Source organism: Fischerella thermalis PCC 7521 (assembly GCF_000317225.1).
Lineage (GTDB): Bacteria > Cyanobacteriota > Cyanobacteriia > Cyanobacteriales > Nostocaceae > Fischerella > Fischerella thermalis.
In genome coordinates this window covers 38,911-53,780 of record NZ_AJLL01000090.1, presented here as the reverse complement: position 1 = coordinate 53,780, position 14,870 = coordinate 38,911, and the positions used below count along the sequence as shown (strand labels likewise).

The window sequence follows — 14,870 nt, the reverse complement described above, 5'->3', positions numbered from 1 at the left end:
GGAATGAGTATGTTGTGTTTGAACGCCTTCAAAAGCCAGTGTAAAAGTTAATTAAATATTTTCTGGAGATGAGTTATAAACAAATTCAAGCTTGATGAGAGGCTGGTAATTTTATGAAATATCGGAAATTATTGAGCATTTTACATTACATCTGGGGTGGATTTTGGAGCTTTTATTTTGTAGGAATTTTGTTAGCTTATTTTTCTGCGTCAGAGCGTTTATGGCAAAGTATGGTTCTTCTATGTGCATTCGGGAACCTTTTGTAGGTAAATCATGTGACACTTGGATTGTGTTTCTTAGTATCTTTATGCTGCTATTTATGGCTTTATATGCAATTACTAACCTGTTTTCTGGTTACAACTACTGGCGTTCAAAGCCTCAGACTATCAACTGGGTTGCAGCATCCCTAAATTTAATTAGTATTCCCATTGGGACAATACTGGGTGTGTTTAGTATTGTTGTATTGACAAGTTATCTGAAAAATTTACAGGATAAAAATTCAGATTAGAATTGTATAGTTGCAAGTGAATTATTTCACCTTACGCCTCCGAAGAAGAACGGAACAAAACACGTCCTGGAATTACCTCATCGTTGATCTTGGCACACACCCGTAGACAGGCGGAAACTTCTCCTGGTACACCACCAATATTTAGTTGTAAATCGTCTTTTGACCAAGTGTAGATATCGGCGTAGGTTCCCCACAATGGCCGTATTTGCACTTGATAACCTGCATCACGCGCTTTTTCCACCACACTATCAAGAGTGCGCCGCGCTTCTTGTTGGAGTTTCCCCCACCAAGAAAAGCGATCGCACGGTGGCAAATATACCAAAGAATGAATTGCCTCATCTAAATCTAGTCTGGCACGGAGTGCGATCGCTGGGTCAGCATCGGTAGTGATAAGGACACGCTGAAATCGGTCGAGAAGTGCCGTAACATACTTAGACTTTTCCGACTCCGAATTTAAAGACCTGACACCAAAACGATCTACACTTTTTAGAGCATGGTGTAAACACGTATCTATATCGATAAACTTTAAACAAACAGATACAATTCCCGCCAATAAATCTAACTCCCCGCCCCTTGTTTCTACTTGCAATCGGGGATCAAAACCGACCTGATCTGATAGACACAATCCAGTTGCATAAACACTCCCCTGCAAACCAGAGTAAACATGCTCATTCCGACTAAAACCAAACTGTTGTACAGCCAGCTTATCTTCCAAAGCGCCTAACTGACTCGCCTCCGCCAAAATACATTCCCGCCAAGTATGAGCAAGTTTTTCCGGAACCCGTAGCAGCAAGCGTTGAATTTCATTCCACAAATCAACATCATTGTTGCTGTGAAACTTGTATGCACCAATATGTTGCAACAATTCTTGATCAGCCAACAAAGCATCAGCAATGTGTTTCAGTTTCTGTTCCCCTGATAATTCCAAGTGAATTGGTTCAAATACCTCCTCCCAGGTGGGGGGAGTGGGGGGGGTAATAACCTCTAATTTTTGTGGTTGCAGAAGTTGATCTAATTCGCGTACAAGTTCCTGACAAGAACTTTGACCGGAATCTGTTTTTGCTTCCTTAAGTGCTTCTTGTAATTGAGTCCGCAGTCCATGTAAACCTAACCGCAGTACCCAAGCTAATTGTGAATCCTCTATTTCCAATAACTTGCTGAGGTGCTGCATGTTCTCTCCATTATTTCTGCAAAACTAACGCAAAATCCCTCTCTTCTTTCTTCCTTGGCGTCTTGGCGTCTTGGCGGTTATTTATATAAACCGCCAAGGCGCCAAGAACGCCAAGATGTAGAGTTAATGCAATCCGCAAAATGGATCGCGTTCTGTCTCGACGTTGTTAGACTGGGCTTGGAGGGAATCTCGATAAACACATCCCTCTATTTTCAGACATTCGGGGTTTGTTGATGTCCAGTATGGTACTTCAAAGGGGTGGATGCGCAGGATACCTTGTTTGTTGAGGGAAACGTAATATTTACAAGGATATTCTGATTGAATTTCTGGTTGGGGAAGTTCACCGATGAGTTCCCATTTGTTGGATTCTGGGTGACGAAATTGGAAGTAAAATGTGTGTTTACCACTGGCGGGGAAAGGGGGTAATTCTGCGATTAAGCCTAGTCCTTGGATTTGGGTGTCGGCTTCGTTGTAGCGGAAGGTGTGTAGGTCTTGGTTTTGATTGCTGGAAAAGAGTACTGTGTGAGCATCGGTTTTGAAGACGTTGGCTGATTCGGCGACGTTGACGGCGATGTCACAAACGACTTCGCCTTGATCAGAAATTACTGTTTGTGTACCGATCGCTTGGGCTGCATCAAGGCAAGGTATATTGACGGGGATGAGATAATGGGGTTTGCCTCGGGATAATAATAGATCTATGTCTAGTTTTTGGTTTATTTCAAATTGAACTTGAATGTGGTTTTTGAAGTCTTCTTCGTTCATGCCTAATTTTTTCATCAGGATGTCGCCGTTGTAGCTACCCCAAAGTTGCAGTTTCATGTTCTCGAAGTCTTGACGCCTGATGTTGTTGGTTAATTGCATCCCCATCCAGCGACTGCGATATTTGGCGATCGCATCTGTGGCTTGCAGTTGATATAGTTCTTGTCCGGCGTGGAAGATGGGATCGGGACTACCGCCGATGACTTCGCGGACGAAGGAACAGGGAAGAAAGTAAAACAGGTTTTTGACGTCTATGTATAGTTGGTTGGCGCCTTTTTTGAGTAAGTCTTTGGCTTGTTGGGGGGAGAAGCTGAGTTGGCGGAGTTTTTCGGCGAAGCAAGCGCCGGCGGATGTGGCGAGTTTGGTGTATTCTGGTTCAAAGGTGACGCGTTCTTCGTTCCAAAGGAAGTAGTCGGATTTGCTGAAGACGCGGTAGAGTTCGCGTTCGACGATTTCTAAGTTGCAGGTTTTCCCGGAGAGGATGAGCCAATCGACTGTTTCGGGGGAGTTACCAGGGTTGAGGGATTGGTTTTTAAAGGCGTTTTCGATTAATCCTTGGGCGATACCGACGGCTTCCCGAACTACGGGTGCGACTGCTTTTTCAAATTGTTCGACGGTGAGGGTGACGCTGAGGCGATCGCTGGTGCTGGTAGGTAAGGTAATATCGTTGTGTAGTAGGAGTTCGGAGATTTTTTGCCCATCGAGGATAAATACTGGTGTATCGAGGGTTTGGTGTTTCTGTCCGAAGGTGAGTTTGGCTGCTTCGGCGTGTTCCCAAAGGGTGTAGAATGTTTGGGCGCGGGATGGGGCGTTTTTCCACCGGGTAGGTAGGACTTTTTCGGCGTCGTTGAGTGCTTCTTTGTAGGCTTCGCCTTCGCGGACTTCGTTATCGACACAAGCTAAGAGGGAACCTGGTTGGAATTTTCCGTTTTGCAGGAAGCGATCGCTTAGTTCTTCTGGTTGGACTTTTAAGATGTCTCTGGGTAGGGTTTCGTCTACAATGGCAGTCAGTAAACAGTCGGCGATCGCTGCTTTTAACAATAAGAATAGGCGCAGGGTTATGAGTTCGCCGCCCAGTTGCAGATGTCCAGAGGAACCAAGTAACTTCGGTGTAAGTTTATAGTAGCGTCCGCCGTCGCCTCGGTCTTCTCCTGGTTCAAAGGGGTTGATTTCTTCTAGGGAAAGACGAATTAAGGCTAAGTCGGTAGTACCACCGCCAATATCCAACACCATGACATTTTGCCACCACTTGTCCCCATCCCGGCGACAGCGAGTCTTGAAAGATTCGATTCCTAAATTTAAATCGCCACCAAATTCTCGCCACAGGAAAAATATCGCTACCGAAACAGCTTCGTCATAAGCCATTTGCACGTCTTCGATATCTAGCTGTTTTACCAACTGTTCAATTTCCCGCCGGACAAAAGGTGAAGCGATCGTAGGGTAAGTTACCACCGTGCGATAAAATTTACCCTGGGAACACTTACCGGAACGCTGGCGATATTTTTCTGTTAACTCGATTAATTGCGCATACGCCGCTTGCAACAACTTGTTAACAGGGATGGAAGCTTCTTTACCATTGAGAGTAATTTGAAAAGAACGTTCTTGTCCAAAATAGCGTTTTGGTGAATGCAAAAACCTGCTATCTATTCCTTCGCCTTGTCTAATTGCATCCAGACGATGTTGTTTTGCTTGTTCACCCAAACTAACTTTGACTTTTAGCGGATCGTTGGTTGGTAAAAACGGTTCTAAGCCAACAACTTCCAACTCGCTAGCAATTTCACTCAAACGTCGGTCTTTATCTAACTCTACCGATATCAAACTTTGCCATTCCAAAGGTGGAACCCGAAACACTTCATGATAAATTTGATTTAAACGTTTACTAGCAGCCCGACGAAACCAAGGTAAACGCTTACTCAGGGCAATTTCAATTTGGCGAATTGCTTCTAAAAATTGCTCTCCGTTTAAATTGCGTAAATTGACATTACTCTCACCCTGGAAATTCTTACTCACTTCAATTAAAAATCTTTGCCATTCCTGCGCCCACGCATCCTGAGTCACACCAGCAATATTATCCACGGGACGTTGAGTTAACCATGTCGATAGGCGATCGCGTAACCTCACCTCTTGTTCACTAGGTAAACTATGGGGTGTCACAATAACCTTCGGATCGTAAAGCGTGACTGTGGAATTAGATGTGCCAAAATCGATCGCAAACCAACCAGGATAAGTAATTTCTGGTTGTTGCTCAACTTGCTTAACTGTCTCAACATCTAACTTTACTTCCTCATCTAGTAAAGTTTGGGGTGTTGTACTTTTAAATGAGTTGATGACTGAATCTGTAAAAGACATGAGTGGATTTTTGATTGAATATTCTTTGATGGGATAAGTCCAGATATTGCATTCAGCGCTGATGTGTTTGCTAATAGATAAAAGAGGATCACCCGTCGCCCCGGATTCAAAATACTCGATCGTGACTTGTAAGTTACAATTGACACCTGTTGGTAATGGTTCATTCCAGCGACAATCACTTTGCCTTAATCGCTGGGGAGTAGTAAGCTGTAATAGCTTGTTAGTACCAAAGTTTACACTTTTATAAGCAGATTGCATCGCTGCTGCTAAGTCTTCTGGGATACCAGTAACAAATATATTAATGCGGAAAATATGAGGAAAATGAGGATTAGGAACTGGTCTAATTTCAATTGCTGGTAATAGTAATAAAGATGAATCGTTGGGATGGGTACGTAGTTGGTAACGATTAAATAGTTCTATTTTGATTGGCATTTTCTCAAATATAAAATTTTGTTTCATTTTTCCTCTGCGTTCTCTGCGTCTCTGCGGTTGATAAATTATTTATTTAACCGCAGAGACGCAGAGTACACAGAGAGGAGAGGTGAGAGTTTGATCGACTTAATCCCTAATCGTCGCTACTTGAGAAAGGGTTTCTAACCAAGGGGGAATGGATGTAGATTTATCTTTGTCTGTGTCGGCGATATATCGAAGTAAGGGTTCGTGTTTGGTTTTTAATAGTTCTTGTAGACTATCTACGATTTCTTTGAGGGCCCGAGAAAAGGAAAATTTTACTTGTTTGGTTAGTTGACTGACGTATTGCACTAGGTGTAAGCCTGCGCTGGCGGTGATTTCGTCCCGCAGTCGTAAAACGGCTATTTGATGATTGAATGGTCTGGGAGGAGTCGGATATTTTTTATCGGGACTCCAGTCGAAGATTTGTCCGTTGGGGTGTTTTTCATCTTGGCGCGCTAGGGGAAATAAGGTGTCGGCGTTGATGGTATGATGATTGGTGGCTAATCCACTGTGTTCAATAATGAGCTTTTGCCATTTGTTGATGGGATCAACGGCGCGCAAAAGGTTACGAAATAAGCGGAGTTGATTTTTGCCAAAGTTGTTTTGAATGTACTGTTCGATGTCTGGTGACAGGACAGAATTGACTGTGGTACGTTCGTCGGCGACTTCGATGGATAGTTTTTTGAAAAAGTCGGTTACTGCTTCGGTGGTGCGATCGTGAGCAAAGGTTTGCATTTCTTGAATGGTTTGGACGAAGGCGGAGTGGAAATCATCGCTTTTGGTGGGGATGGTGTCTTCTACTTCTTCGTCACCAAAAATGCTGTCGGCTTTGGTGAGGGAAATTGTTCCGTTTTTGGTGCGATCGAATAGTAGTGTCCATTCGCTCCATTCAAAGAAGATTTTATTTGTTAATTCGTCTTTGACCACATCACTCACGGCGACTCCGTCGCGGTTTTTTAGTATTGGTTGTTTTTCTAGTTCTTCTTGAAATTGTCGGTAAATTGTTACTAGGTTTTCTATTCCGTGGCGCAGTTCGATAAATTTTGGGTTTTCTTCGACGGGGATATAGGTGGGAAGTTGTTCGAGGAGGATTTTGAGGTTATCTTGTTCTTTTTGCAGTGCTTTGACGGTTCTTTGGGTATCTTCGACAAGTTGTTTTAAGCCGTGTTGTGCTACGTGTTCTTTGAGTAGCGATCGCAATCTACTAATTCCACCGTCTTCTGCAAAGTCACTCAGTTGTTTGTGCAGGGTGCTGGATGGTGGTAGCTTTTTACTTAGTTGCTGCCATTTTTCCCGCAATTCGACTTCTGAAAGTTTGTTGGGTATGTCTAATTCTGGCAAAAACTCTGGGGATGAAACTTGGATGAGGGAGGAAAGTTCGGCAAGTTTGGCTAAACCGTGGAGCTGGGATAGTAGAACTATATTTTTTTTCTCTGTGGTTAAGTTGCTGGCACTGGCAATGGTAAGTTGGAGAATGCCCAGGCTTTCTAATATATTTGCTTCGGAAAGTAATGGTTCGTCTATGAGTTCATCAAGGGCGCGTTCGTCACTCTGGGTAAGGGGAAGTTGATTGAAGCGTCCGACACCAACAATAATTCTATCTCTTAAGTCTTGTCCTTTGTCGCGTTCCAACATTGTGCGAATTTTGGAAGCGATCGCACCACCAGGATATCTACCGTTGAGTAGCAGCAGCAGAGTTTGCACATCTGTAAGTTCGCGCAGTGACAAAAAGGTATCTCGTACGCCAGAGTCGGCTGAACCCAAACCAGGAAAGTCTAACAAGACAAATTCATTTGTTCCCTGGAGTGCAGATAAATCCCAAATTTCTTTGCATACTTCGACGGTGACATCAATGCGGCGAATCAAAGAAAAGCTTTTGTGTAAGTCTACGGCTGATGGTTGAGCAAAATTTGCCCAAGGTTGGGGAGGTGCTGGTAGTTGATCAAAGCTGAGTTCTAAGATATTCATCGGCGGTTCAGCCAGTCTCAACCCTTTTTTGGCAGTAGTATGATCGATTTCGTAGCTTTTACCGCCAATATATTTACCGTAAGCGTTGTAGGTACGCATATACACTACTAACTCGCGCAGTAGCGATCGCAGTTCTAAACTTTGCGTCTGATTCCAAGCTTGTTCACACCATCTCAAAATTCCGTTGCTATCCACAATTTTGGTGGGGTGCAAGTTTTTGAGACTAGCCAGCAATTCCAAGGATAACTCAGCTGCTTTGGCTCGGACTTCAACTTCCTGTAGCATAAAGCGCAGACACTCTTTCACACCCTCGTCTGAGAGATAATGAACGGTGTACTTACCAATTTGTGTTGTTTGTAAGTCTGGTTGCTGACGCAAATGAATTGCGGTAACGTTGCCAGTGGTAGGGGTTTCACTGACAGGTAAAGCATCGGCGTAGCCAATGAGACTTCCAATTAATAAAGTTTTGCCACTACTGAATTCACCCATGACGCCTATTTTCACAGGTGAAGAAGCAATTTCTACTACCCTTTGTGCAGATGCTTTTAACCTTTGAATGTTTTCATGGATACTATTAGGAAACCAGCTTTCCTGGGGAGGTGGATTTTGTGATACTAACTCCAGGCTTTGGAGAACGGATTCCCCATATTCTTTGTACTGCCTTAGTTGTGCGATCGCCATGTCACTTTTCATACTAATTCCCACGCTGTTATCAGTTGTCGGTTATGAGTTATTAGTTAGTTACTACGTAGGACAGCCGTGAATTTTCGATTTACAGCAATAGCCATAGTTATAACTTGGTTTTTAATCAAAAAAGTTTAGCAATTTGTTTGTTCTGATTGTTTCCAAATTGCAAAACTTAGTAGAAGTTTGCATAAATTTGTATTGAATCAAGGTAGTTCCAATAAAAAACCTCACCCCCGCCCCTCTCCGCGAGATCGGAGAGGGGTGTCCGATAGGATGGGGTGAGGTAAGTGTTGTGAGATTTTTCTATAAATGTCTTAAAAATGCTTGGTGTCTTAGTACAGTTTTGCGTAAAGTCGTAATCTTTTTGAACGCAGAGTTGTTTATTAACACGACAACATTTGCTATAAACGTGAAAGCGATCGCAAATCGTACACCTTTCTTTGCCAGCCCTGACTTAACGGCAGGAGTAACAACCAACTATTAACCACTAACGACAAACCACTAACTATTAACTTTTGTACAATAAATGCCAGCATTCCTGCGTGATCGCCCAATCTTCTTGAGTTTGGATGACTAAAACGCGAATACTGGAATCTACTGCTGCAATATCTTGATCTTTGGGTGAAGCTTGATTTTTGGTTTCATCAAGTTTTAGTCCTAAGAAGGCAAAGGCTTCACAGGCTGACGATCGCGTTAAAGAATGATTTTCCCCGATACCACCAGTAAAGACAATCGCGTCTAATCCTCCCAGTACAGCCAACATCGAACCAATGTGCGATCGCAATCTATGAATATACATATCAAAAGCTAACTGGGCGCGGGTATTACCTTCACCAATGGCAGTTTGAATAGCACGCATATCACCAGATATGCCCGAAATACCTTTCAATCCAGAGTCGTAATTGAGAATATCATCTATTTTGTCAGCATCTATCCCTTGCTTACGTAAAAGGTAAATTAAAATACCAGGATCCAGGGAACCGCTACGAGTACCCATCATCAACCCATCCAAGGGGGTAAATCCCATTGTTGTATCGATACTCTTGCCATCTTTAATTGCTGTCAAAGAGCAACCGTTGCCCAAATGACATGTAATCAGTCGCAAGGAATTTAAGTCTTTTCCTAATAATTGCGCTGCCCGTTGGGAACAGTACTGATGACTAATACCGTGAAAACCGTAACGACGGATACCTTCTTTTTCGTACCACACATAGGGGCCGGGATAAATAGCCGCGCTTAGAGGGATGTGGCTGTGAAAGCCTGTATCAAATACTGCCACTTGGGCAGCCTCAGGAAATACCTTCTCAGTTGCTTCTATTCCCTCTAAGTTGGCTGGATTGTGAATTGGGGCAAAACTTGCTAAACGTCTAATGGCTGCTTTGACTTCTTCTGTCACTAAAGTTGCCTGATTATATTCTTGACCACCATGTACTACCCGATGACCAACAGCATCAATTTCCCTAGCTGCTTTGATTACCTGTGTTTCACCCTCAAGCAGAGTCTGCAACAGACGTTCAGTTGCAGATGCATAGGAATCAGCCTGAATTTTTTCTTTGAAAACCGCGTTCTCAGCAGTTTTAACTTCGAGTTCAGCAAATCCTTGATGATGAGTCCAGTCTACACTAGCTTGCCAAATAGGTTTTGGCGGATGCTCTGATAATTGATCCCCAACTATTTCATATAAACGACTTTTCTGGCTACTCGACCCAGAATTGAGTACTAAAATTTTCATAATTAGTCATTTGTCATTTGTTAGTAGTTAGTAGTTAGTAGTTAGTTGTTGGTTGTTAGTTGTTATCTCTTACTCCCCACCTCCTAAGTCCCTGGTCGTAAGCGCAATTCTTCTGGCATGTAATTACGATCGCCTAAGACTTGCAGCATCGGACCATGAGTATCAAATTTGACGATGCTGACTGAGGTAGCTGGCATATCGATGCGATCGCGATAGCGTCCTAAATCAATACCTAATAAGTTGCAAAGTATAATTCGGATGGTTGCTTTGTGAGAAACTACTAAAACATTACCATCTGAATATTTTTCCCGAATTTCTGCAATCACAAGGGAAGCACGACTAGCAATCTGTACTGCTGTTTCTCCTCCTGTAGGTGGGTTCCAAGCTGGTTCAGCTAACCAACGCAGATAATCATCTAGGTAGTACTGTTTGACAAAATCGACATCTTGACCTTCCCATTTGCCATAGTTAATTTCTTTTAGCCCATCGCGCAGTTCCATTTTCATCCCTATGGCATCACACAATGGTTTAGCTGTAGCAACAGTTCGCTTTTTGGGACTGGCATAAATTGCTGTCCAAGGTATGGAACTGTGTGCTTCGGCGAATGCTTTAGCCATGAGTGTTCCTTCTGGTGTTAACTCTGGGTCTAGTTCGCCACAGTATCCTCCGGTTTGGCTGTAAATTGTTTCGCCGTGCCGTAGCAAATATAGTTTTAAAACCACAGAATTTCCTCTATAAATTTTTCATCTCATAACTTTTGTTAGCGAACCCAAGGGAATTGAATGACAAGTGAAAGGCTGCTCCTAATCCACCTGCCATTTCTTCAGGAGTGATGATCCCATCATGGTTTACATCAAGAGCATCAAATACTGCATCGATTCCTGTCCACTCTTCACGGCTGATGAAGCCATCACCGTCAAAGTCGTAAACTCGAAAGATATTTCCCAAACTGAGACAACTACAGCTATTTATATACTTGTTTTCCAAACATTCCAACCACTGCGCTAAAAGTTGTTCCAGAGCAACCAGTGTTTTGGACATACCAACAATTCCCTCTTCTAGTTTTTGGTATGCCATGCGATCGGCTTCATGCATATTGTAAAAAGTGTATTTATCAATATGTATTTTTCTGAAATGAGCTTCGGCTGCATGGGCGGGAACAAGTTGACGCGGTAATTCTCCTGTTGTGGATTGCAATTTTTTCAGCAGCACAGGTGAAATTGCTAGTAAGTCACAACCTGCTAACTCTGCAATTTGGTCAATGTTACGAAAGCCAGCCACCATGATTTGGGTTTGATAGCCAAATTTTTTATAGTAGTTATAGAATTGGCTGATTGATAAGACTCCCGGATCTCTAGTGGCTGGATAAAATTCACGTCCCGATTCTTTTTTGAACCAATCTCCAATTCGCCCCACCAAAGTAGAAACTAAAGTCACACCAGCTTCCGCACAGGCGATCGCTTGATGAATACCAAATAGTAAATTTAAATGACAATGAATCCCTTCTTTTTCTAGAACCTCAGCAGCACGAATGCCCTCCCAGGTAGAGGCTATTTTCATTAAAATTCTTTCTCTGGAAATATTATTTGCTTCGTACAGAGAAACAAGATAACGCGCTTTGGCAATAATTGCTTCCGTATCATAGCACAACCGTGCATCAACTTGTGTTGATATTCGACCTGTGATTGTTTTGAGAATTTTCTGTCCAAACCACACAAGCAAACGATCCACTGCCAGAGACACAATCTGATCAATTGTCGCTCCTGCACCTGCGTCTTGCTTTGCTTGCAACAAAGTTTGGTGAAATATATCTTTGTATTCAGGCATTTGAGCAGCAGCAGTAATCAAAGCAGGATTAGTTATAGCATCTTGCGGCTTCAAATTTTCAATTGCTCTGATATCCCTCGCATCTGCAACCACAATGGTTATTTGCTGTAGTTGCTCTAGCCAAGTTTTAGACATCTTTCCATACCCTAAAGTCAAAAGTTTGTAGAAACGCAGTTCATCGCATCTCTACAAAAGCTAAAAATCCTTTTAGTTAAAGCCTTTCACTGATTATCCGTTGGATATATTTATCTTTGTCATAAGTGATTAATATAGTAGGTTAGAAATAAATATCTAGTAGACAAAGGTTAAAAAACTAAACTTACTAGCTTGCGTGGGACTGCTATCAAACACCTTACCAGCATTGCTGATTTTTGATAATCATCTATTTGATAGATATTGTAATTTTTGATGAATATTGAAACTGAATGCAAGAACAGATAAGCCAGTTAAGCATTTATTTTTCCTTGTTTAAGGATATATAGAAAGTAAATCCTTGTGAAATTCTGAACTTTGAGAATAAAACAACAAATAATTATTTAAAAATAAATCTAGTAGTCCACCCAATTGATTTTGAGAGGTTGCGGTTGTTCAGATCCCGGATTTTTTCAAAAAGTCGGGGATCTATGACCTTTCATAATTTGTTTAGCGGACTACTAGTTGATTTGGCATTGGAATACTATCAATCCGATTAGTTAGTAAATACGAATTGATATGGTAAAAATATTTTCATAATGTAAAGATCTAATGATTTTTCCTTAATTGAGTTAACTGACTGATTTACCATTCAATATCAACATCCCAAGAAGGCAGAGGGCAATAAGAGAGAGTCTTAAATCTTTTTTGGTCTCCTTAACTGCTTAGAACCAATTGGCCCCAAAAGTTGATTGAGGGTGCGCAGCTGTTCTGGTGTACCCATAGCAATTAACACATCTGCGGGCATAAATACTGTATCAGGGGTGGGGCCGCCGATGAGAGTGCCATCATTGCGTCGGACAGCAAGTATTAATGCACCTGTTTGCGCCCGCAACCTGGCTTGTCCTAAAGTCATTCCTACTACCGGACAAACTTTTGGGTCAAGCAAAAATTCTTCCATGTATAACTGTCGGTCTGTACCTGAGATAATTCCATCAACGAAGTCCATCACTTGGGGTCTGAGGGCAGCTGCCGCCATGCGCTTCCCACCGGTGATATAAGGAGAAATAACAGCATCTGCACCAGCGCGTTGCAACTTTTGCAAAGCTTCTTCTGTACTAGCGCGGGCGATCGCTCGAATACCTGGGTTTAGATATTTTGCTGAAAGGACTATGTATAAATTTTCTGCATCAGAAGGAAGGGCTGCGACTATACAAATTGCTCTTTCAACGCCGACTCTTATGAGAGTTTCATCTAACGTTGCATCGCCCTGATATATGGTATAACCCTGCTCCTGTGCCTTCCGTACAGATTCGACATCAGAGTCAATAACTACAAAACAGACCCCTTCTGCTTGAAATTCTATAGCAATTTGCCGACCAGTCCGACTAAATCCACAGATGATGTAATGCCCTGATAAAGATTCCATTGCCCGCCGCAGTTGTCGAAGTCGAATTCCTTCTTGAAAGTAGCCTTGAATGATTGCTTCTGTAAATCGGTTGACGATGTAACCTATAGTGATTACACCCATTAAAATTAGGGCGATGGTAAATAATCGTCCTCGATCGCCTAGTGGTCTTGTTTCACCATAACCCACAGTAGCTAAAGTTATGATTGTCATATATGCTGCATCTTGCCATGACCAGCCCTCAACTAAGGCGTACCATAGAGTACCAATCAGAAAGACACCAGCAAGAGCAAGTGCTCCTGCCATTAACTCTTTTTGAATGCGTTGATATTTCTGTTCCAGAGTTGAGTACACAATTATTCACCATCGCCACTCGTTTTGAGGATAGCTGAGTGACAGCTTAAGATGAACTATTAGGTAAGGATAAGAAATTTTGACAGATTTCTATCAGACCAGTGAATCACCCTACAATAAAGAATTTAGGGAGCTAAGCAGGTGAGCCTAGAAACTCTTGTTCAACAACACCCCATTACTTCAGAGTCAGGTTCTACATTATCTAGCGCCTTTGATGCTGATAGTTTTGATGCGGTTGTGATGTCTACCTATGGGCGGTTTCCCCTCGCTTTAGAACGGGGTGCAGGCTGCCGCGTTTGGGATACCCAAGGACGGGAATATCTGGATTTTGTGGCAGGAATCGCTACATGTACCTTGGGACATGCTCATCCAGCAATGGTAGAAGCGGTGACACGCCAGATGCAAAAACTGCATCATGTTTCTAACTTATACTACATCCCCGAACAGGGAGAATTGGCAAAATGGATAGTTGAGCATTCCTGTGGCGATCGCGTGTTTTTCTGCAATTCGGGGGCAGAAGCCAACGAAGCTGCAATTAAACTGGCGCGGAAATACGCACATACAGTACTACAAATCGAACGTCCTATTATTCTCACCACTCACTCCAGCTTCCATGGACGTACACTAGCAACTATTACCGCCACAGGACAGCCGAAGTATCAAAAGAACTTTGATCCCCTAGTACCGGGATTCCACTATGTACCTTACAACGATATTGCAGCAGTAGAAGCAGCAATTAGCGAATTAGATGAAGGCGATTACCGCGTTGCCGCAATTCTAATTGAACCATTACAAGGAGAAGGCGGAGTTCGTCCAGGAGATGTGGACTACTTCCAGAAACTACGGCAAATTTGCGATGAGACAGGCGTCTTACTAATTTTCGATGAAGTGCAAGTCGGAATGGGGCGCAGTGGCAAGTTATGGGGTTATGAATATCTTGGCGTAGAACCAGATATCTTTACCAGTGCCAAAGGTTTGGGTGGTGGTGTTCCCATCGGCGCAATGATCAGCAAAAAATTCTGTGATGTCTTTCAACCGGGAGAACATGCTAGCACCTTTGGGGGCAATCCTTTAGCTTGTGGTGTGGCTTTAGCTGTCTGCCAGACATTAGAACAAGAAAATATCTTACACAATGTCCAACAACGGGGTGAACAACTGCGAACTGGTTTAAGAGTTTTGGCTAGCAAATATCCAAATCACATCGTTGATGTACGCGGTTGGGGTTTAATCAACGGTATGGAATTAAAAGCAGACATTGAACTTACCGCAGGCGATGTTGTCACAGCAGCTATTAACGAAGGTTTATTACTTGTACCAGCCGGACCTAAAGTCATCCGGTTTGTACCACCCCTAATTGTCAGTGAAAAAGAAGTAGATACAGCGTTGCAGATTGTTGATCGCGTAATGGCGAGTCTTACTACTTTATAACTTCGTAGTAAGCGCCTTGGCGCTTACTACAAACAGTTTTCTTCTTAGTGTCTTTGTGTCTTGGTGGTGAAAAGAATTATTTTTGAAACACAAA

General features: G+C 42.7%; 9 protein-coding genes. 2 read left to right on the top strand and 7 right to left on the bottom strand.

The genetic code is table 11. The features are described 5' to 3' along the window. The first annotated feature begins 220 nt into the window (after positions 1-220). Positions 221-508 carry a hypothetical protein gene (locus UYK_RS0119255; RefSeq protein ID WP_009454159.1) on the top strand — a complete coding sequence of 96 codons (288 nt, stop codon included), beginning with the start codon at positions 221-223 and terminating at the stop codon, positions 506-508. Positions 509-539: 31 nt separating this feature from the next. Here UYK_RS0119255 and UYK_RS0119250 read toward each other — a convergent pair whose 3' ends face one another. The 7 genes from UYK_RS0119250 to UYK_RS0119220 all read right to left on the bottom strand — a co-directional run bounded on the left by UYK_RS0119250 (position 540) and on the right by UYK_RS0119220 (position 13,348). After that, complete coding sequence (locus UYK_RS0119250; protein WP_009454158.1) at positions 540-1,679, bottom strand: hypothetical protein; 1,140 nt, start codon at positions 1,677-1,679, stop codon at positions 540-542. 123 nt (positions 1,680-1,802) lie between these two features. Next, entirely contained in the window at positions 1,803-5,219 is a 3,417-nt protein-coding gene (locus UYK_RS0119245; RefSeq protein ID WP_026086520.1) for an acetate and sugar kinases/Hsc70/actin family protein, read from the bottom strand. A gap of 126 nt (positions 5,220-5,345) precedes the next feature. Continuing rightward, positions 5,346-7,901, bottom strand: a complete 2,556-nt coding sequence (locus UYK_RS0119240) for a dynamin family protein (RefSeq protein ID WP_026086519.1) — start codon at positions 7,899-7,901, stop codon at positions 5,346-5,348. 502 nt (positions 7,902-8,403) lie between these two features. Then, entirely contained in the window at positions 8,404-9,627 is a 1,224-nt protein-coding gene (locus tag UYK_RS0119235; protein WP_016871979.1) for an acetate/propionate family kinase, read from the bottom strand. Between the two features lie 83 nt (positions 9,628-9,710). Further along, entirely contained in the window at positions 9,711-10,349 is a 639-nt protein-coding gene (locus UYK_RS0119230) for a histidine phosphatase family protein (protein ID WP_009454153.1), read from the bottom strand. A 10-nt stretch (positions 10,350-10,359) separates the two neighbouring features. Continuing rightward, complete coding sequence (locus UYK_RS0119225; protein ID WP_009454152.1) at positions 10,360-11,589, bottom strand: transaldolase; 1,230 nt, start codon at positions 11,587-11,589, stop codon at positions 10,360-10,362. Positions 11,590-12,283: 694 nt separating this feature from the next. Continuing rightward, the gene (locus UYK_RS0119220) at positions 12,284-13,348 is read right to left on the bottom strand and encodes a potassium channel family protein (protein ID WP_009454151.1); all 1,065 of its coding nucleotides are present in this window, start codon (positions 13,346-13,348) and stop codon (positions 12,284-12,286) included. 141 nt (positions 13,349-13,489) lie between these two features. Between UYK_RS0119220 and UYK_RS0119215 the strand changes: the two genes are divergently transcribed. Further along, the gene (locus UYK_RS0119215) at positions 13,490-14,776 is read left to right on the top strand and encodes an aspartate aminotransferase family protein (RefSeq protein ID WP_009454150.1); all 1,287 of its coding nucleotides are present in this window, start codon (positions 13,490-13,492) and stop codon (positions 14,774-14,776) included. Positions 14,777-14,870: the final 94 nt, after the last annotated feature.

Excerpts from the sequence above, each read along its gene's own strand:
- UYK_RS0119255 (WP_009454159.1), top strand. The coding sequence starts at position 221 with ATGGCAAAGTATGGTTCTTCTATGTGCATTCGGGAACCTTTTGTAGGT.
- UYK_RS0119250 (WP_009454158.1), bottom strand. The coding sequence starts at position 1,679 with ATGCAGCACCTCAGCAAGTTATTGGAAATAGAGGATTCACAATTAGCT.
- UYK_RS0119245 (WP_026086520.1), bottom strand. The coding sequence starts at position 5,219 with ATGCCAATCAAAATAGAACTATTTAATCGTTACCAACTACGTACCCAT.
- UYK_RS0119240 (WP_026086519.1), bottom strand. The coding sequence starts at position 7,901 with ATGAAAAGTGACATGGCGATCGCACAACTAAGGCAGTACAAAGAATAT.
- UYK_RS0119235 (WP_016871979.1), bottom strand. The coding sequence starts at position 9,627 with ATGAAAATTTTAGTACTCAATTCTGGGTCGAGTAGCCAGAAAAGTCGT.
- UYK_RS0119225 (WP_009454152.1), bottom strand. The coding sequence starts at position 11,589 with ATGTCTAAAACTTGGCTAGAGCAACTACAGCAAATAACCATTGTGGTT.